The 21,085-nt window shown below is 37.6% G+C and carries 20 protein-coding genes and 1 CRISPR repeat array; of the genes, 3 read left to right on the forward strand and 17 right to left on the reverse strand.

Going from position 1 to position 21,085, the window contains the following annotated elements; translation table 11 throughout:
• Positions 1–223: 223 nt before the first annotated feature.
• From NXG62_RS04355 to NXG62_RS04365, 3 genes are all read left to right on the forward strand, one after another.
• On the forward strand, positions 224–553 hold the full coding sequence (locus NXG62_RS04355; protein ID WP_427113753.1) for a hypothetical protein: 330 nt from the start codon (positions 224–226) through the stop codon (positions 551–553).
• A gap of 162 nt (positions 554–715) precedes the next feature.
• Entirely contained in the window at positions 716–1,030 is a 315-nt protein-coding gene (locus NXG62_RS04360) for a potassium channel family protein (RefSeq protein WP_427113754.1), read from the forward strand.
• A 45-nt stretch (positions 1,031–1,075) separates the two neighbouring features.
• Entirely contained in the window at positions 1,076–1,273 is a 198-nt protein-coding gene (locus NXG62_RS04365; RefSeq protein WP_427113755.1) for a hypothetical protein, read from the forward strand.
• A 211-nt stretch (positions 1,274–1,484) separates the two neighbouring features.
• Here the strand turns inward: NXG62_RS04365 and NXG62_RS04370 are convergent, their stop codons facing one another.
• From NXG62_RS04370 to guaA, 17 genes are all read right to left on the reverse strand, one after another.
• Positions 1,485–1,961 (reverse strand): hypothetical protein, encoded by a 477-nt coding sequence (locus NXG62_RS04370; protein ID WP_427113756.1) that lies wholly within the window; start codon positions 1,959–1,961, stop codon positions 1,485–1,487.
• A 200-nt stretch (positions 1,962–2,161) separates the two neighbouring features.
• Entirely contained in the window at positions 2,162–4,315 is a 2,154-nt protein-coding gene (locus NXG62_RS04375) for an EAL domain-containing protein (RefSeq protein ID WP_427113757.1), read from the reverse strand.
• A gap of 104 nt (positions 4,316–4,419) precedes the next feature.
• The gene (locus tag NXG62_RS04380; protein WP_427113758.1) at positions 4,420–4,848 is read right to left on the reverse strand and encodes a pyridoxamine 5'-phosphate oxidase family protein; all 429 of its coding nucleotides are present in this window, start codon (positions 4,846–4,848) and stop codon (positions 4,420–4,422) included.
• A gap of 21 nt (positions 4,849–4,869) precedes the next feature.
• Positions 4,870–7,239: direct repeats of the CRISPR family, unit length 28 nt; unit sequence TTTCTAAACTGCCTATACGGCAGATAAC.
• A 130-nt stretch (positions 7,240–7,369) separates the two neighbouring features.
• Positions 7,370–7,963, reverse strand: a complete 594-nt coding sequence (gene cas6f / locus NXG62_RS04385) for a type I-F CRISPR-associated endoribonuclease Cas6/Csy4 (protein WP_427114236.1) — start codon at positions 7,961–7,963, stop codon at positions 7,370–7,372.
• On the reverse strand, positions 7,950–8,972 hold the full coding sequence (gene csy3 / locus NXG62_RS04390; protein WP_427113759.1) for a type I-F CRISPR-associated protein Csy3: 1,023 nt from the start codon (positions 8,970–8,972) through the stop codon (positions 7,950–7,952). Before csy3 ends, cas6f begins: the two co-directional genes overlap by 14 nt.
• A gap of 24 nt (positions 8,973–8,996) precedes the next feature.
• Positions 8,997–9,887 carry a type I-F CRISPR-associated protein Csy2 gene (gene csy2 / locus NXG62_RS04395; protein ID WP_427113760.1) on the reverse strand — a complete coding sequence of 297 codons (891 nt, stop codon included), beginning with the start codon at positions 9,885–9,887 and terminating at the stop codon, positions 8,997–8,999.
• Positions 9,884–10,396, reverse strand: coding sequence for a type I-F CRISPR-associated protein Csy1 (locus NXG62_RS04400; RefSeq protein ID WP_427113761.1), 513 nt, complete (start codon positions 10,394–10,396; stop codon positions 9,884–9,886). Before NXG62_RS04400 ends, csy2 begins: the two co-directional genes overlap by 4 nt.
• Positions 10,311–11,054: a type I-F CRISPR-associated protein Csy1 gene (locus NXG62_RS04405; protein WP_427113762.1), complete on the reverse strand. Its 744-nt coding sequence runs from the start codon at positions 11,052–11,054 to the stop codon at positions 10,311–10,313. Before NXG62_RS04405 ends, NXG62_RS04400 begins: the two co-directional genes overlap by 86 nt.
• Positions 11,055–11,072: 18 nt before the next feature.
• The gene (gene cas3f, locus NXG62_RS04410; RefSeq protein WP_322351646.1) at positions 11,073–14,423 is read right to left on the reverse strand and encodes a type I-F CRISPR-associated helicase Cas3f; all 3,351 of its coding nucleotides are present in this window, start codon (positions 14,421–14,423) and stop codon (positions 11,073–11,075) included.
• Positions 14,424–14,440: 17 nt separating this feature from the next.
• Positions 14,441–15,388 carry a type I-F CRISPR-associated endonuclease Cas1f gene (gene cas1f / locus NXG62_RS04415; protein WP_322351647.1) on the reverse strand — a complete coding sequence of 316 codons (948 nt, stop codon included), beginning with the start codon at positions 15,386–15,388 and terminating at the stop codon, positions 14,441–14,443.
• 770 nt (positions 15,389–16,158) lie between these two features.
• A complete protein-coding gene (locus tag NXG62_RS04420; protein WP_322351648.1) occupies positions 16,159–17,097 on the reverse strand; it encodes a DUF1848 family protein in 939 nt (312 codons plus the stop codon).
• A 15-nt stretch (positions 17,098–17,112) separates the two neighbouring features.
• The gene (locus NXG62_RS04425; RefSeq protein ID WP_427114237.1) at positions 17,113–17,349 is read right to left on the reverse strand and encodes an Ada metal-binding domain-containing protein; all 237 of its coding nucleotides are present in this window, start codon (positions 17,347–17,349) and stop codon (positions 17,113–17,115) included.
• Between the two features lie 7 nt (positions 17,350–17,356).
• Complete coding sequence (locus NXG62_RS04430; protein ID WP_427113763.1) at positions 17,357–18,070, reverse strand: DNA alkylation repair protein; 714 nt, start codon at positions 18,068–18,070, stop codon at positions 17,357–17,359.
• 290 nt (positions 18,071–18,360) lie between these two features.
• On the reverse strand, positions 18,361–18,504 hold the full coding sequence (locus NXG62_RS04435) for a hypothetical protein (RefSeq protein WP_427113764.1): 144 nt from the start codon (positions 18,502–18,504) through the stop codon (positions 18,361–18,363).
• A gap of 75 nt (positions 18,505–18,579) precedes the next feature.
• Entirely contained in the window at positions 18,580–18,789 is a 210-nt protein-coding gene (locus NXG62_RS04440) for a hypothetical protein (protein WP_427113765.1), read from the reverse strand.
• A 15-nt stretch (positions 18,790–18,804) separates the two neighbouring features.
• Complete coding sequence (locus NXG62_RS04445; protein ID WP_427113766.1) at positions 18,805–18,924, reverse strand: MGMT family protein; 120 nt, start codon at positions 18,922–18,924, stop codon at positions 18,805–18,807.
• A gap of 597 nt (positions 18,925–19,521) precedes the next feature.
• Positions 19,522–21,057, reverse strand: coding sequence for a glutamine-hydrolyzing GMP synthase (guaA, locus tag NXG62_RS04450; protein ID WP_427113767.1), 1,536 nt, complete (start codon positions 21,055–21,057; stop codon positions 19,522–19,524).
• Between the last annotated feature and the right edge of the window lie 28 nt (positions 21,058–21,085).

Raw genomic sequence — 21,085 nt, forward strand, 5'->3', positions numbered from 1 at the left:
CGGTTATTTTATTTTTTTAAATCATTTGTATTGTATATCCATTTCAGATACTTTAATATACATAGTAGAAGCACTAGCGGAAAAACAAGTGCCTTTATCATATGATACTTGGATTTTTGCACGTAAACTTCCAAATGTACGAATACTGTAGAATTTGTACCTGTCAAAACCATTTATTTTTAAAAAAATTTAAATATTTTATTTAAGAAAACGAGGTAAAATTATGAAAAAATTGTTATTGGCAAGTCATTCTCTTTTATTTTTATTCTTTTTTATGTCGTTGGCAAATATTCAATACAATCAAGATATCTGTATTTTCCTGATTGCCGTAGTAGTGAGTGCCTATATTGTAACGACACCGCCAAACATTTTCAAAACATGGTTTTACTATACCTTGAACAGTTCATTATTTCTTTTATTTTATACTTACCGAAAATATGATCACCATTTTATTTCTATTCTTTTGGGTATGAATATCGTACTGCGCCTGATAGACACCTTTCAAAATTGGATACGTTTTAGAAAGCAAGAAATAAAAGAATTAGGATTATAAAAAAAGTAACGACCAAAAGTTAAGACATGATACTGTCATTACCCCTTACATTGTTTATTTTCGAAAGCAGGTAAACATGAACCTTCTCCTTGTAGTTCACATTTTTAACCATATTTATCGGCGCCATCGCCATTTCATATGTTGATGATATGAATAGATGCCTTGTGGTGGTCCTTTGTGACAACGACCACAGTAGGATACGGAGATATTGCACCTTCATCAATCGGCGGCCGTATTGTTGCCGTTTGTTTAATGCTGATCGGCATCGGTTTTTTAAGCACGCTGACTGGCAATATTTCCTCCTACTTTATTTTTCAGGGACACCATAAAAAGGAAACGTATGAAGAAACAATCATCCACGATATCCAACATAAATTAGAAAATTTTAATGAGTTGACTGCCGATGATATCTCAAGTATAAATGCTGTCCTGCTCTCACTGAAAAACAAAAAAACAATCCCTAATTCAGTAGCGTAACCACCTCCATTTTGTGCTATAATCACGTATAGAGGAGGTGATTATATGAACAAATTCACATCACTAGAACTATCTATTATCCGGGAAGCTTTAACTAATTACAACCAGCACTTAAATGAATTATTCCAAGAAGGAAAGCATTATAATTTACGATTGACTGCAAAGCTCCAGATAACAGAAGCATTACTAGAAAAAATCAAAACTGTTTATGTATCCCATCATGACTGCATTAAAGAAGTGTAAACCTTACCATATGTCACTGGATTTTGTTTTCCGTTGATTTCCAAATGGATCCTAAAAGAACGCTGTGAGCAACCATTGCAGTGTTCTTTTTTTATCTTTTTTAACACATTGTCATTGCCTTGATATGCTGGTAATTTTTACTCACAAAAAAACCGGACCCTGCTATCGCCTGATCCAGTTATTGCTGCTTTTTATGTAACGTGTCTAAAATCTATTTCATAATCTGATTGATCAAATAATTATAATTTGCAAGATTATCTTCAATAAATTTCTGTTCCGCGCTATCCTTTTGGAACTTATCACGAAAATAGGGTTGTACCAAATCATAGTACGCTCCGCTTTGCAATACGACATGGACTCTTTCATTCTTGAATCCCATGACTTTTCCATCGGATTTAGAGGTTTCTCTGCAGGAAATAATTTTGTCTAATGCAATCTTGGTAATTGTGAGTTCATCATAAATTTTAGTAATTGTCACTTCATCTGTTATGGCAGCATATTCCAAAACCATCAGACAGTTCTTTTTCAACAACACATATTTACGGACACCGTTTCTGCCACCGACAGCCTCCGTATATGCGGCTTCCACATCACTAAAATCGTCTTCAAAAGGCCATGTGTGTTTCTTACTTTTAAGCACTTCGTCCATAAAATATTTGTCGATAGTAATCCTTGCTAAATTTTCCATTCAACACATCTCCTTTACGTTTTCAACAAATAAAACAAGTATAGTATATAAATATAAATTTCTACTAAACTAATATATTTCCTGCAAAATATTTATTTTTTTATATATTTTCCATATTTTTTAATGTTTTTTATAAAATACCATAATAATAAGTAATTGCACCAAACAAGCAGTCAGAGCACGATTCTATTCGATATGCTTTATCCCTGCCTTTCCGCTAAAAACGCAACTGCCTCTTGTTCTGTCAGGGGTATGCTGTACACATATCCCTGAATATAATCACACTGTTTCCCTTTTAGACACAGTAACTGTCGCTCTGTTTCTACCCCTTCCGCTATTACTTTTTTATTCAACGAATGTATCATCTGTATGATAGAAGTAATAAGTCTGTCTTCATTAATACTAGTCCCTATCCGATCAATAAATGATTTATCTATTTTTATCGTGTCAAAAGGCAATCGATCCAACAACATCAAGGAAGAATACCCAGTACCAAAATCATCCATTGCTAAATGAATTCCGGCTGCCGTTACTCGTTCCAACCGATTCAGTACATGTTCCATAGATATAAAACTAGTCATACACGCATCTTCTGTAATTTCAATACCCATATGGCAAACGGGAACTTGCGTTTCTCGGATAATACGAAACAGCATGTCGACAAAATTATCCATGGCAAGCTGCATGGGAGAAATATTAACATGTACACAACCGTTCCATCCTTGATCTAAAAGTTTGCGGGCAAATTGGCAGGCACTCTTGAATATCCATTCCCCTACAACACGAGTAAGCCCTGCTTGTTCTACCAGTGACATAAATCGTGAAGGAGAAAGGATTCCATGAACCGGACTATTCCATCGTAAGAGCGCTTCAAATCCGACTACGCCCGAATCTACCATGGCAATCTGCGGTTGGTATACTAAAGAAAACTCATGCTTATCCATTGCATCATATAAACCTTCAATCAAACGAATTTTCTCAAATGCCATATGCTGCATTTCCGGTGTGTAAAACCGATATCGTCCTTTTCCTTCGGCCTTGGCCGCATACATGGCATTATCCACATTTTTGATAATTTCTTCGGTTGTGGTTCCATTTTTAGGGTATTCTGCAATACCGATACTGGCAGTCAATCGGAAGGAGATACCAAATATATTATGCTTTGCCTGTAATGAAATATTCAATTGTTCTACAATATCTCGTATTTGATCGTGCGCATACGTCCCACGCAAAACAACAAAAAATTCATCGCCGCTCATATGCGCAACAAATGCACTTGGTCCCAGTGCATTTGTAATGCACATCCCCGTCAATACAATCAGTTTATCACCGTATTGATGTCCATAAGTATCATTAACCATTTTTAAATTATCTGTATCAATAAAAAATACTACACCGGAAGACTTCCCCTCCTGGGCTAGCTTCAATTCCTTATACAGCCATTCCAACAAATACCTCCGATTGGGAAGTCTTGTCAGTGTGTCATAATAGGCCATATGTTTAATACGCTGTTCATGTCTTTTTTTCTCTTCTTCAATACGGACCTGCTCTGTAATATCACGAGAAAAACCGTATATTTCCCTATGACCATCCACTATATTGATAGAAATGCCCTGTGTCAATATATATCGTACTTGTCTATCTGTCCGAACAATACGATATCGAATTTCTTTCAATTTATTCACTTCTTCCGACAATAATTGCCTGCTTACCTGTCGAACCCAGTTTTGATCTTCAGAATAAACAAATTTCTGTACATATACCTCAAAAGGAATTTCTTTTTCCAATTCACTTGCGATACCATATATATCACAAAGCTCCCGCCCCATGATAATCACACTCGTTTCCATATCACAGATCCATATACCTGTTCCTGGAATGGAAAAAGTGATTTTCCTGCATTCTAAAATAAGCTGTGCGTATATATCGATCACTTCCTGTATTAACTTCACTTCACGCAAAGTTAAGCTTACATTCTCTGAAAAAAAAGAAATACCTATATTCCCAGCCCATTTTTCTCCATACTGAACAGGAAATACTGCAACATACCGCATCTGATCAAAACCCGGATTAGGAACACGGTACTCCCATGCGTTATATGGAAAAATAACAACAGTTTTTTTTGTTTCATATACTTGTTGAAAAACAGGATGGAATACATGTTCCATTATTTTCTGCTCAAAAATACTCCCCGGTGATTGGATACGACAGACAATATCTTCTTCAATACATATACGCACAAAATACTGTGCTGTTTTACACGATTCAACAAGTTTCGGAATATGCTGTTCCAGTAAATCACTGACACTCTTACTAATTGCAGAGTTAATATAATAACTAGTCGTACATTTCATATACTCATCGCCCCCGGTTACCACTATGAAAAAATACATTCATATGCTGAACACCGCACTGATATAAACGTTTAGGATATGGACAATGATACCAACGGATACGGTTACTTTTTAAAATGAAGTTCCTCTTTCAATGCTGCATTTAAACTACGGAATATAACACGATCAATATCTAATTGATATACCACCATATCCGGATCCATGAAAGTTTGAAAAAAATCTTTTATCCCCGGCAGTCCTTCAAACAACTGCTGACGTATTTGCTGCATCTCTTCCGGAGACATATCTGATCTCTGTAATAATTTTCCCTGTAAGCGAAGAACATTGGTATTATCATCAACTGTACAAAGTTCAACAACGTTATTCACCTCTATCTCCTTCGTTTTATCTGTTCCCTTATGACTAACAAGCCAAACATTTTCTTTCTCATCAACAAACAACTTCATAGGCCGAACATGTACTACCTGATTAACGGCAGTCCCTAAGAAAAAAATCTGTTCTTTGCAAATCTTTACAATTTTAGAATCCAACATAATATTCTCCTCCTTTTGAATATACACAACTGCCTATACGGCAGATAACGGGTAAGCGTTGGGGATTAAATGGCATCGGATTTTCTAAACTGCCTATACGGCAGATAACTTCACAGAACCGATCAGCAACAACCTGTTCAATTTCTAAACTGCCTATACGGCAGATAACGTGATTTTAATCCGTTGAAAGGTTTGTTAGGATTTCTAAACTGCCTATACGGCAGATAACGTACAGTAGCATCATTACCTTGGAAGTCTTCATTTCTAAACTGCCTATACGGCAGATAACATAGGTTGTCGTCTTGAACGTTCCCGCCAATGTTTCTAAACTGCCTATACGGCAGATAACTGTGGGCGGTATTAATAAAGATACTGGTAAATTTTCTAAACTGCCTATACGGCAGATAACCGAAAAACACAGCATTAGCAACCCACGTAGGATTTCTAAACTGCCTATACGGCAGATAACTTAAGCGCCAAGCGGTCATAGGATGATAACAATTTCTAAACTGCCTATACGGCAGATAACTTTTAAAGAAGAGTATGGTGGTGTATCTTTATTTTCTAAACTGCCTATACGGCAGATAACCACTTTTGTATTGTTGTGTGTACTTTTGTATCTTTCTAAACTGCCTATACGGCAGATAACCTATCCCGCGTCCATAATGAATTTCTAAAACATTTCTAAACTGCCTATACGGCAGATAACAGATTGTTACCCAGATATTGAATATTCTTGCATTTCTAAACTGCCTATACGGCAGATAACGAACAACGGCGCCAACGACATGGGGAGCAGTATTTCTAAACTGCCTATACGGCAGATAACATTCGTTCTATCTTTGCTAACGTTTGCCACATTTTCTAAACTGCCTATACGGCAGATAACGGCAGCGTGATATGTGGGCTGTTCTTGCGATTTTTCTAAACTGCCTATACGGCAGATAACTTGGATGGATAGAGTTTCTGGTCATTCTGCTTTTTCTAAACTGCCTATACGGCAGATAACACTGAATAGCATGACAAACAAATTTTGGTTGATTTCTAAACTGCCTATACGGCAGATAACACTTAAAGGAATGCGTGGAAGAAATAACAGATTTTCTAAACTGCCTATACGGCAGATAACTTCTGTCCCGGGTTTAGTTGACCATTTTTAAGTTTCTAAACTGCCTATACGGCAGATAACTTGGTCTCGTAGAACTCGTTTTGACTTCTATTTTTCTAAACTGCCTATACGGCAGATAACATCAAAAAATCCGGATAAAGAAAAGGATGATTTTTCTAAACTGCCTATACGGCAGATAACACGTAGTTGCATACGCAGAAAGGTTACCCTGTTTTCTAAACTGCCTATACGGCAGATAACTTCATAATTAACCTCCTAACAATCCCTTTAGATTTCTAAACTGCCTATACGGCAGATAACATGCATAAGCGATAATGGTTTATTTGCTCAGTTTTCTAAACTGCCTATACGGCAGATAACGCGTATGCAGGACTCATATAAAATAAAACAGTTTTCTAAACTGCCTATACGGCAGATAACTATATGAATATGTTATCGTTGTTCAGCGGTGTGTTTCTAAACTGCCTATACGGCAGATAACCGGTGCGGGAAGGGGTGAAATGCATATGAAATTTTCTAAACTGCCTATACGGCAGATAACAAGAAGAAATGGCCACCAAGCTAGGATATAGTTTTCTAAACTGCCTATACGGCAGATAACTTCAGATGTCGGCGCGCCACATAAAAGGGAAATTTCTAAACTGCCTATACGGCAGATAACAGGCGTCGGCCAATTCTTTTCATTCTTTATCTTTTCTAAACTGCCTATACGGCAGATAACGCCGAATGGGCGGAGACAGACGAAACATTTCCTTTCTAAACTGCCTATACGGCAGATAACTGATTGGGTTGAAATTCTTATGGGATTGTCGATTTCTAAACTGCCTATACGGCAGATAACACGATTCTTAGAATTTGAATCATTGTTTTTTTTTTTCTAAACTGCCTATACGGCAGATAACTTCCTTAGACGGTAGCGTAGAGCCACTCGGATTTTCTAAACTGCCTATACGGCAGATAACCAGTCGGACAAATGCCGGAAAAGAATCATCAATTTCTAAACTGCCTATACGGCAGATAACTAATGCAATGATTCCTTCTAGTCTCATCGTCATTTCTAAACTGCCTATACGGCAGATAACACCTTGAGAAATACTTTAAGAATTTTTATTAATTTCTAAACTGCCTATACGGCAGATAACCCTAGCAAATTCCTTCTGATACTGGTGTAATATTTCTAAACTGCCTATACGGCAGATAACGTCTATCATTCTTATCCCTCCCGTATGACATATTTCTAAACTGCCTATACGGCAGATAACAGTAAAACAAACTAAAAAATAATAGGCCTACACTATACGCAATCAAATTTTGACAAAAAAACCAAAAATTTCAATACATACTAGAAACCCCTATTTTATGCTGTTTTTCTTCTACATAAAATTTTTTGGGTCAAAACTCGGGAACTGTTGAATCCTTACTTAAACCATAAGATCCAAATCCACAATTTACTTCTTTATCCACTATTTTTTTACATATAAACATACTAAATTTATTTTGATTTGTTATACTCTTCATATGGATATACGGAAAATGAATTGTAGTATTATTACAATTCATAATTGAAAAAGCCTGCCCATAAGATACTTCTTCATGTCTTTTAGCATACCTCTTTGCCTTTTGTTTTAATGAGTTATCTGGTTGATATCTGCTATATATGGCAAACCCATGTATTCTGGATTCTGGAACTTTCCTTATACTTGTAATATGAACATAGTCACGCAATCTCCATAATATTGTTTCCACACTTAAAACTTCCAGATTTTCTTTTTCTTCTGCAAAAATCCTAAGTTTTCTTCCCAAACCATTATACTGATATTCTGGAAACGATACTGCAAATTCCAAAGAATCATTTTTGTTTTTCTGTTCTGCAATGGCAATATGTATTTGCGTAAAAACTTTTGTCCAAATAAAATTTACTGGAATTTCAACAGCAGGAATCAACGTTATCTCCAGATAATAGCGCATTTTTTTATTCCTTTCCACTTTGTCCAAATACACCACCCCGCACAAGTACTGCCATTACATAATTTTCTTCGTTTTCGTCAGCCAGTTTTTCCCCTAGTGAGTACTTATCAAATAAAGTATAAAAATCTTTCTTATCTTTAGGCGTACGATACGCTTTCCCTAAGTTAGTAACCGCGCCATAAGGTTCAATGGCAATGGGCCCCAGTTTTGCACTATCATACTCCGGATACCACGTATCGATAGTTCGCAATGCATTACTAAGTTTCTGTGAATGCATGGCTGCCGTATGATTGACTTGATACAACACTTTACTTTTCTTCCCTTTTCCTTTATCTAAAATCAATTCTTCACTAGGATATACCTCTTGTCCCTTTCCAAGTAGTGCATATGTTTCTACTTCAATGAACAAATACTCACGTCGTCCACAGAATGCATCGGCTATCAAATCGCCAAGTTCTTCCACTTCCGGATATTTTTCATCAAAATTTTTCAGCGTATAATCATAGGCATTAAAAACCCATTTTTTATTATCTAATTTTTCAGTTACAACAACTTCAATTTTTTCAGCTCCTACACGATTTCTCCAAAGAAAACGTGCATTAGCAATATTCAGTGCATAGCGTCTGGCTAATTCTTTAAATCCATTTTCTCCAATGTAATTTTTTCCCATTTCTTCAATTTTTTTATAATGTTCCTCACTGTTACACGCTGAAGGATATTGCACTCCCGATAATATCTTCAAAGTAAACTCGAGTTTCAGGGTATTCTGGTCCAAATTTAGAGAAGCACTATCTACTGTCTGAAGATTAGCTTTTTCAACTTCTGCATTAAGTTTTACCGGATCATCTTTAACCGCCCCTTTAAGTCGATTAGAAATTGTCCCCCGTACAGATTTTTCCACTAAGCTGAGAGGAATCGCCTGTACATCTCTTTTATCCCAAATAGTTCCATACATAAATCCATCAGATGCTACCATTTTCTTTTCAAATGCCAATACAGATGCCATTCTTGAATCTTGTTTTGCCATGTCAATTCCTCCTAATGTAATCAGTTATTGTTGATTTTTACATATATACATAGTATTGGTTTCATCATAGTTATAATGCCACATAATCTCTTCTATATTCTCAAAACGATGTGCCATTTTAAATTCTCCTACAGTAACCACATTTTCAACAAAACGGTGTCTCTTTGTTGCATCCCGCTGTTCTGAAACTATTCCTAATGGAGATATTCCTTTAAATCCAATGGATATTGGTACTAACCATCCCGAACATGTCTTTTCATGTTTCCAGCCACTTACAATGCCTTCTGCATCTATCTCGGCCATATGATGTATTTTTAATACATCGAGCAGTGCATCCAACCGATCTGTACCATTTTCTGATTCTTTTAACATCAAGTCACTTCGTTCAATGATAACGTATCCAGGCATTAGCTTAAAAAGCACCTTTTTCATAGCCTGCAATTGATTTTCATCTACATATATCATTTGCGCTTTTTCAAACCCCATAATATCACCGGAAGCCATTTTCATAGATGGTACTTGTTGCTGTACTGCCTTTAGAAAAACTTTGTCATTATCTCCATTGACTCCTTGTACTTCAATTAACAGAGATACCACTACATGAACACGCGCTTCTTCGATAAATGGCGGACGTTCAAAATCTGCGCCTTTTTTTCTAAGCGGATTCGCTGTAGCTATAATAGATTTTTTATAGTCTCCCATTCCTTTATATACCTGCAAATTGCATTCATGGCAGACTACCGCTGTTTTTACTAATTTCAAATCAGAAAACCCATCTTGTTTTGCAATTTTTCGCTGCAATGCATGAACAGCTCCCAGCCACGCCGTCATAGCAGGAAAACCAATGGTATATGTACTGCTCATAGCATTGGCATTGTGAATGCTAATTTTAGGTATCAACATATATGCTTTCATGTTCGGAATATCACCTCATCTTCCAGTACCTTATATAATCTTTCTTGAAAGAACACTAATTCTGCATCACCTAAAAGAATACGATTTTTCTTCATAATTTGTTCATACGTACGAATACACCATCTGCCAAATTGTTTGCTAACGTCTTTGATCCATACTTTATTTTCTCTGACATTCGCATATTGATTATCCAACCATATTTTTTGCGATAATGGTAATTTCCTGAATAAATCATCCTGACTCCACCCATCTCCTTCATTCCGGACTTGATAACTGACAGTCAACACCCTATCAACAATATCATCAATCGTATCTGTCATCATATTTCGTATTTCCCGATTATTTTTATCAATTCTCATGACTCGATCTAATTTGCGAAACTGATGAACATACATACTATAACGTAAGGTTTCACCGAAAAAATCAACTCTCGGTAAGCGGAGCCGTTTTTGTTTCAATGTAGGGGGAAGCGAGGATAATAAGTATGTCTTCCCCCCCCTTTTTAGCATTTAAAGCACTAATATTTTGCGGTTTTGTCCCTCCAAAACCAATAGCCGTAATATCGGTAATCTCGTAGCATTCATGTCCATATAAGGGATCTTTCTTGTCAGAACATTGCCATTTATAATGATTCATTCTATCAATCTTATCTTTCAATGTTTCCAGCAAACTGGAGGCAGGCAATACAGATAACAAATGGTATGTTTCTTTCGATACAGGAAAAAATACTTGTTTTAATCTGCCGTCAGTGCAATCAAGATTCCGTTCTTTACTGATTTTTTCAATTGCATCCTGTATAGGGATGAATTCTATACCTAACATTTCAAATTCTTTTTTAATAAAATCTGTATGTTGCTGTATATGTTCTAAAACAGTCTTTTTATCTTCCAGCAATAACAACAGAAAATTAGCGGTTCCAATATATTGAGCCGGAGTCAGGATATCGGTACTGCAATGAGTACCTGCGGTCGTTACATAGGGAATAGATAGCTCATTTTCTTGATCCAATAAAGATACTTTAGATATAATATCTGGATGTGTAAATTTTCCAACATGCGTTGCCAACAGGCAGTTAGGGATATGTGATACCGTATTTTTCAACCATTCATTTACTGTTTTATTCTTCTTCTCCGCAGATTCTTGCACATACTGCATTAAAATTCCCAAAATCATCCCTCCATCTTCTCATTCACTATTTTCCTCTTTAAATAACCCTAATTGATCTGAATACTGCCATTTTATATTTTTTCCTTTAGGGTCGGGTATTGTTAATTCACCAAACCGTAAAGACATATACTTCATAATCACTTCAAACGGTCTTTCATCTTCTGGCTTAACTTGTTTTTTTAAAGAAGAAATATAGTCACGTACAATCCAGAGCCTTTCACCCATTTCGTTTGTAATTTTTTTATACGCATGTATTCCAAAAAAATCGGTTCTTTTAACACACTCCTCTGCTGTATATTCACAAAAATCTATTGTACCTTCATCATAACAGGCATATAATTTTATATCTTCTGCATAACTTTCCCGAAATCGGTTAAAACACTGTGGTAAAGCCGTCAACCACCAATACTCTTGTATCCATCCATGCAAGCACTGCGGTCCCTGTTCGGTGGTACTATTAAAATCTTGCATCACACTATGTTCCAAATCGATCAGCTTATGCTGCGGATCTAATCGAGAAGCTTTTTTAATACGCAGCACTGCATCAATTCGCTTTTCCAAACTCACTTCATCCACAATATCTTTCAAATTGTGACTTGCAAGATAATATTTTCCTTGTTCATAACCGGGACAATTAAACGCCTGTTTTTTTCCTTGTAATCCTTTAATATTATATTGCATGATAGCCATATTATAGGTGTTAACTGCATGGTTAATTTTACGATGCCGCAATATCCGCCCTGCCAGTTGAATAATAGAACGATAAGAAGAAGGTTCTACTAACGCCCAGTCAAAATCATGATCTCTGCCGATTTCCTCAACAGGAGTGGCTACAACAAAGAAAATAACATTATCTCCTTTTGCAGCATCAATATGCTTCCGAATAACAGGATCCGTAAAATCAACAGGCACTGCACTCTCATATTTTCTTTTTAGGACTGCATCTAAGTATTGTTCCTGTTCGTGACGGAGAAGTAGTATTTGCCTGCTGTGATAGGTCATCATATGTATCGCGTACCCATCAGTCCATGTACATCGCATAAAATATAAACTTAATGCCACACAAGGTTGAATATTTGCCACACGCACAACACCAAAAGAAATCTTTTTCCCCGTTTGTTTATCGACTACATAATTTGCATCGTGTAGTTTTTCTATCGTCGACCGAATCGTATCAAAATAAGTTTCTTTCAGAGATAGGCTGTTCTTATTGCTTTTAGCATCCATATCCTCACTAAGCATACACTCAACAATATATCCTTTTCTTCTTACTGGTTCTCGTTCCAGACATTTTATTCTTTTTTCAATAAAACCATTATGCAGTTTTTGATATGCTTCAGGATTTCTGCCCTTTATATTATCTATTTTGCTCTTAAATTCATCACAAAGAATAACATTACAACTTTTGGGTTCAATAAAAAAACTATTATAACACGCAAGTCCTTCTACATATGCCCGATACATGCCTTCGGCTAAATCAGGAGGGATCGTTGCAGAAGACAGAACAGCATTTCGTCCAAACATCCCCGCCAAATGAACCAGCCGTGCAATAGCGATTAAATCCTTTTTATCAAAATCATCAATTTCATCAATAACCAAATCAGATGACATTAATCGTAAAAAGGGTAATATGTACCTGCCCCCGCGTGTGGTTTCAGTGGCACCCATCATGTGATCTATTGTTGCAACAAGAACCGGTTTATATAAAAAAGCCTTATTTTTCGATACGTTACCATTTTTCCCATTAAAAAATATATCCAAAAAAGCCGTCTGATTATCACTACAGGTATCTATATAATCCAAATCTTCAGCTAATAATTCCTCTATCACACCACTTATAGAAGGTTCCTCGTGCTTTTCTTGTTCATGCAATTCTTTAATGGCACTGGAACCTATTAATACTGCTAATTCACTTGCATCGAGTCCAATCCGTTCTCTATATTCATCTCCCGTCTGCAATGTAAGTGTCCTGAGTCCCAAAGCTAAAATATACCGCAGTGATTTTTCATCATCAGATATAGCCTGCATGATTTTGGCATTGGCAATCGTTTTTCCACATCCTGTACTCGCCATATTTACAATAAAATAGGCTTGATTATTTTCATGATCCTTTCGGAAGACTTTTATTTTTTCTACAACATGATCCTGCCATCGAAACTGTATCGGTCCTTTTTTCTTAAGAAATTTTACATCATATGCTTTTTCCATATTGTTATAAAACACGGGAAGTTGATGTGCTATTTTTAATGCCTGATGAGATACGTTTACCAAATGTTCTTCTAGATACTGTTTAACTCCATTCTGATCGGTATTAGCCCATAATTCATTTTTAGCCCACTGACTTATTTTCTTGCTATCTGTTACTTTTGGCAAAGAGGAAGAGTAGTGATCTCCTAACATCAAGCATAATCTTGCATACCCCAAAACCAGCCGAAACGATTTTTTAAATTCGGGTTCTGCCATTATATCTATTATAATTTGCTGCTGAGATAACAGACGTTCTGACCATTTTTTTATATTTTTTAACCAAACTGCCGCATTGCCAAATAAAATTCCTCTATGAAAAGTAAAGCATAAATCCCATTTTGCATCTTCTTTTTCAATATGTGTATTTTCATAGCCCCATGACGCATCTATACTATGAAGCATTTCCCAAAAGGTTTCTTTTGACGTATTTTCATATTTATTTTTTTCTATATTGGGAACTCGATGATGAGAAAGAATCAACCAAACAAGAACGCTGGCTATCGGCGGCAACGAAATTAACTTTCCTATTGAATCTTCCCCACTATGCTGTGCTGCAATACTTTCAATTTGAGGAATATCCAATGTATTTTCTGCAAATAACTCCAGCCATCTACTATCAGTATCTAATACGCCGGAATATATAACTAAAGCTTCCATTAATTTACAAGATATCCATTCATGTCGAAATGGATCTGCTTCAAAACTTTTATTTCTTAGTTTTTGCTGGAATAAATCACTGCTTTTCCCCCAATCATGGAGTAGTCCTGCCACTGCCGCCAACGATTTTATAACCGGCAAATACCGCCATCCATTCTCCCATTCACCATGAGTAATATTTTTTAGCGTCGAATTAACCGGAACAATACCTTCCTCATTAAATTTATCCCGATTTCCCACGATCCAAACCAATTCACTTCTGCTGCGAGATCGAATCCAATGACAGGAAACAGCCATACTTTTTGTCGCATTTTTACGTAACAGCGTCTTAACAGTAAGTAATCCCTCTGCAGTTATTACTGTTTTCCATGTATCATTTCCAATGCGGTCTGCAAAACTATCCAAAATTCGTCTGACTGTATATAATGTTTTTTTTTCACTTCTGCTGGTAAATATAACCATCATATGGCATCACCTTCACCTTAAAACAGCTGGCTGCATTGTTTTACTTCATCAAACATAAAATCCAAGGCTTTATGTTCTGTAAATTTTTGCAGACATGTTTGTCTGAATTCTTGTTCCGGCATGGCCATTCCCGCACAAATAAAAGCCCATGGCAGTACAATAGAATCTTTAATCAAATCAGCTACATCAAAAACCAACGCGCCTCTTCTTGTTTTTCCGTGCATTACCGCAAATCCATGAGGGATTCCTAACACCCATAACGTGCTGGCCGCCAATCCATACGCCAAATAATTACCATGATTTAAAAATATATTTGCTGTATCATCCGCATCATGTTTTCTCGAGAAATTATGCAACCCACTAACTCCAGCTGCGTATTTATATAACTTCTTTGTAAATTCAGCCTCACCCGCCAGAAGTTCTGTAACATTCCCAGCTTTTTTAATTTTCCGCTCAAATGTATGTAAGGCATTGTCTACAGCTTCATCATCATCATAGAAACCGGCTTCCTGCAATTCATTATCTTTTTCCCACGTCTTACACAAAAACTCACATCGTTTCTTTTGGAATTCCTTCGCGACAAGCAATCGTTTCGCATCGTCAAACCAGAACGACATCCAGCCTTGTACATATTCCGTCGGTCTATATTCACTCTGAGGATTTAACCACTCTACTTCTGTCCCCGAAAATAACGGAGTCGCTCCTCCGCCGCAAAATCCAACAAGCACACCTGCACTGGCTAACAATCGCATAGCTGCTTGGGTAATAGATGTTCCCGTTCCCAAAAGAATAACCGTGGTATTTGCAATAGGTATATTCCAATAAAAGTTTTCTTTTTTACCGTCCGTTAAATACACCACCCGACCGTCTTTCTGCATCACGCGGCATTTATTCAAATAATATATATTAGCACGTTTCGAGTGCAAAATGGCTTTTAAATCAGATGACGTTATATCCTGATTCATAAATGTCCCCCCTATAAAATAATTTTTATATCTCATACGTTATGAAATTATTCTTAGCAAGATTATCTATGTTTTGCATTCACGACAAAAACAAGTACCAAACAGTATTTTCCCATCATCCGAAGCTTCTCATATATTTGCTGCACGCAAACATTCCATTCGTTCTTTCAAAATTCCCGCCATATAGAACAAAAGGCAGCTATAAGAAGCGCAGGCTTATTAGTTATAGTTACCTTTCTATATGCAATAATGTACATCGTATTTTTCCCGTAGTTTTAATTACTTTCATTTTAGTTTAATAACCAAACATGATAGCTTATTTAAAACTTTTATTTACACATAGTATAACACACTTCTTTTGTTATTATATATTAATATTTTTTTAATGAATTCACATAAAGCTATTTACGCACTATGCCCGCACGATTTATTTTCTAAACCTATTCCCATAGATTACCATGCAAAAACGGTCCCCAAAAGGTTATATTTTTGAAGTTTAACCGTTGAGGAACAGTTCTTACATTTTTTATTCTATTTACTCCATGTATCGAATTTCTGCACCGTCTGCAGCATGCCCCTTAACCATCTGCATAGCCAAATTTTTGACACTGTCCGCTATTTTACTGCTATGGGAAATGGTATGGGTAAAATCAGTATTTTTAGATTTGCCATTAAAATTATTGTACTGCAATGCAAAGTTGTATCCTAATAACTATATAAAAATGAGTAGGCTGAAAATGCGATGCAGTTTTTCAACCTACTCAAAATATCTAAAATAAACATTGGTATGGATCCTTTACCGAAATCATTTTCCGCTCAGTAATAACCGCATCTTTTGGCAAATGACCAAATAGGACAGGTGACATAGGGTCATGACAAGCTATATGCTGCCGCACGGTCTGCATGGCTGAATTCGCATAACAATATATGCATCCATGTGCACAAGAATCGTACGTGCCAATTTCCACACTTTCCATACAGCCACACCCAGGACGTTGATTAGCATCTTTTTTTGAATGAACAGCGCAACCAAGAATATCCTCAATCAACTTTGCATCAATACAGGCAGCATGTTCAATATCATATCGACTCAAGTCTATCGCTTCACAGCAGGTAGATAACCGAATTCGATACTTTTGTGCAATGTTAGAAAAGCCCTCCGCAATTCGAAGCATATCGGATTGCTGCACTTCCATTACGGCTATATTTCGCAAGGCGCTACGCACCTTGGGATAGAAATCCAAAAAGCTGAAAATACAACGCTTCGTATAACCTTCTATCGCAGCTGCTATTTGCTCAAAATGTTTTAAATGATAGCTGACATCCATATGATCTGTTAGCATAATCGGATCATATCGCCATACGACTCGCTTCGCTCCTATCAATGTACTGAGTTTGCGAAAGGTTTGCACTAAAATAGTTTTAGGTGGTAAATATGTCTCTATTTCCCGTCCATACGGTGTCAAGGTAAACTGGAAATAAAATGGGTAGCCCATCGCAGCAATCTCGTCTAACTTTGAAATCATCGGCGCAGGATTTTTTGTCCAGAACACAAAACAGTCTACGGTTTGTGGCTGTAACTCCACCCGACTATAATGCAGCGGATTTCTTGGATTTGGAACGAATACATACCCGTCTCGCAAGCGATTAAGCAGCCATTCTGAATAAAAAGCCGGAATATCTGTACGACGGCTCGCACTCACGATCATGAATCGGCCTCCTTACTAAAGACATTTTTCCGATATACATTCGGTGACATATCCATGAATCGCCCGAACTGTGTATACATAGGTTAATTTTATTTTTTCGGCGTTCTCTTTTTTGGGCTGAAATTCTAATAAATCAGGGCGCCATCGTTTACAAGGACGAATGCCATTTTTTCTCGCCTGTTCTTCCGTATCAAAGAACACTGTATTTTTTCGCTTGGGTTGTTTAGATTTACAAGAGGGACGACAAAAAATAAGTTTGTCATTCCTTTCTCTTTTTTATTATCTTGATAGATTCCCGCTTCAGTGTTCGAATTTGTTTTTTCGTTTCTTTATCTACTTTTAAAGATTCCATGATTTTCTGCAATGCTTTATGATATGTAAAATCATCCAAACAATTCTTTTGCAGATACTGCAGCGTAATTTCAGGAAACTGAATATAACAGACAGAAATTGCCCAAGCGACTGCCATCTTTACATAATATCCACTATGCTGCACCCTATCCAGTTGATGAATAACTTCCACAATATAAGATTCATTAATATAGTAAAAAATCAACATAATGACCGCAAACCGGATATAAAATTCCTGATTTGACGTTAAATACGGTTGCAAAAAATCCCACATTTGCGTAGGACATTCTCTCGTAAATTTGAGTCCCGTGCAAAAGCTGTCACATACCGACCAATTATCAATTTTAGGAACAAAAGTTTGTATATATAAAAACCGTTCTTCTGGTGAGCACTTCACACAACCTATCACCATTCCCTGCAGCATGATCTCTTCAAATGAAGCATCCTGTGCCGTTTGCAAATATGTACGCCAATCCGATTTTGAAAGCTGCTTTGCTATTTTTCGAAGTAAAGGGAGCCGAACCCCCAGAACATGTTCCGTGTGCGGAAGCAGTCCGGAAGAAAAAATACGATAGTCTGTTTCCGCCAGCGCTTCTATCTGCTGTCTAATCTTTTTTTGCATCCGTTTTCTTCTCCTTTTTATTTAAAGTCAGATAAACGTTGTCTTTTTGTTTCCTAGGTGTATTTCTTCTTTGATTCCATGTTGTCCTGCTCCCATCCAGCCTATAAAAAAGCAATTTTCCATAAATAAATAGAAACTACCGAACCATACGGTGAATAGCTGCTTTTACACCTTTCAAACTGATCCGTCGTCAATTTTGGGAACCCATAGAGTTTTTCCATTCCTCTGCGAATAGCGATATCGCCCTAGCTAACGATATCGGACCGTTCCATACAATTAATCAACAGCATTTATGCCGTCCAAAGACCGATTCCTTTGATTGCGGTTAGACGCTCAATAACCGCCTGATCCGACAATGTCCATAAATTCTCCATACAAATACTGCACTGTATAATCTTTTTTGACCATGACGAAATCATAATCGCTTTTTTCATGATCATGCCACATTGTTGAATCGCATCGTCAGAAACGCACGACAGATTTTCCGGTGTAATATCGTCGATATTTTGCTACATATCCATCCAGACTATCTTTGCGGAACGTACAGAAACCAACTGACCTACAATTGCATAGACCAATACTGCAAATAAATCAGGAATCACCTCGCGTTCCACACTACCAAGCATTGCCATTGCAGTGCCTAACACCGGATCGGTAACAGCGAGGTATTCCACTTCTTTTCTTCCATAATCAAAATATTTTGTTTCAACAATTGGCATATGTTTGTTCCAATTTCAATAATTTTTCCTTAATATCCAAACCGGCTGCATATCCCACAATTTCCCATTTACGCCAATGACACGGTAACATGGCGTCACAAGTAAGATTGGATTTTTATTATTTGCCATCCCCACGGCCCGGGATGCTTACGAAAAAGGCTCTTCGACACTTCAACTCCCCAATCCCCTTAATTTTGAAAGATAGTGTTCTTTTTCTCGAAGACAGGTTTCTTCTCCATTCTCATTTTCGCGTTGTTCACAGTGTCATTTCTATTGTATTCTATAAGTTAGCTAAAACCAAAAATTTTATCTCTGGTTTTAGTTGCGTACCCCATACGTTTGACCGGCCGCTGGAATGGAATTCTCAGCTTTGCTGTCCTGCATGCAGCAGCGATATAATCATCGCTGAAATTTGTTACAATCATGCTTTGGTTTCTCTCAAGCAATTTGTCAAAAAAACAAAACACAAATTGCCATGCCGATCTTCTTGATTTTAGCTCCTGTCTGCTCCCATATCGGATTCATACTCACTGCATATAGATGTAATGTACGTTATAAATAAAAATTTTTTAGAGGATTTGGCCAACTCTTTTTGAAAACTTTTCTATTATAACAAAAGACCTTGCACAGGCTTCGTAAAAAGCTTTTATACAAGGTCTTTTTGTATATATCAGCAAGCTAACCATTTTTCCTCTCGGTGAATACATGAGGGTATCCTGAGACATTTATTTCTTATTCCCATTCTATAGTAGCAGGTGGTTTACTGGTTATATCATATACAATACGGTTAATGTGGTCTACCTCATTTACAATACGGCTGGAAATTTTATCCAATACGTCATAGGGAATCCGAGCCCAATCAGCCGTCATAAAGTCTGTCGTTGTGACTCCGCGCAGGGCCAGCGTATAGTCATAGGTACGGAAGTCGCCCATAACACCGACGGTACGGTTTGAGGTCAGTACGGCAAAGTATTGATTAATGGAGCGGTTCAAGCCGGCATTCGCAATTTCTTCACGGAAGATGGCATCAGCGTCCCGCAGGACCGCTAGTTTATCCGTCGTGATTTCACCCATGACACGGATAGCAAGTCCCGGTCCGGGAAAAGGCTGACGCCATACAAGGTATTCCGGAAGTCCCAGTTCAGCCCCGAGTTCACGTACTTCATCTTTAAAGAGGTTGCGCAGGGGTTCGATAAGTCCCTTGAAATCGACAACCGCCGGAAGGCCTCCAACATTATGGTGGCTTTTGATAACTGCCGCATCACCGGCCCCTGATTCAATGACATCAGGGTATATCGTACCTTGTGCCAGATAATCGACGGTTCCGATTTTACGTCCTTCTTCTTCAAATACACGGATGAATTCTTCGCCTATGATTTTGCGTTTCCGTTCCGGTTCACTTACTCCTTTTAATTTGCCAAGGAATCGGTCTGAGGCATCGACACGGACAAATTTCATCCCGGAGTTCTGAAATGCCGCTTCTACTTCGTCTCCTTCGTTTTTCCGAAGCAGGCCATGGTCTACAAAGATACAAGTCAGCTGACTGCCAACAGCCTTAGAAATCAATGCCGCTGCGACAGAGCTGTCTACGCCACCGGATAGAGCAAGAACTACCTTTCCATTCCCGATGGTCTTGCGAATAGTATTGATTGCCGTTTTTGCATAATTAGCCATCGTCCAGGATCCGGTACAGCCGCAGACTTCAAACAGGAAGTTATGAAGCATTTCCTTACCGTGTTCGGTATGCAGTACTTCCGGGTGGTATTGCATCGCATAGAGTTTCTTTGCTTTATTCTGCATCGCCGCGACCGGACAGTTTTCTGTATGTGCAATGATTTCAAAATCAGCCGGTATTTTTGCAACGTAGTCCGTATGGCTCATCCACACTGTTTCCTGTTCCTGCAATCCTTTAAACAAAGGGGATGCTGTATCGACAGAAATAGCCGTCTTGCCAAATTCACGCATATCGGCTTGTTCTACTTCGCCGCCCAGTGTTTGTGCCATAAACTGCATTCCGTAGCAAAGCCCCAGTACAGGAATTCCCAGTTGAAAGACTTTTTCTTCAATTTTCGGTGCCTTTTCTTCATATACACTTGCCGGACCGCCGGTGAAAATAATCCCCTGCGGCTGCAATTCCTTTATCTTGCTCACCGCTTTGTGATACGGGTACACTTCACAATACACATGATTTTCACGGACGCGCCGCGCAATAAGCTGGTTATACTGACCGCCAAAATCGACAACAACTACTACCTCTTTGTTATCCATTCATATCCTCCTCAATACTTTTAGTATA

The organism is Megasphaera sueciensis (genome assembly GCF_050219315.1).
GTDB classification, from domain to species: domain Bacteria; phylum Bacillota; class Negativicutes; order Veillonellales; family Megasphaeraceae; genus Megasphaera_A; species Megasphaera_A sueciensis.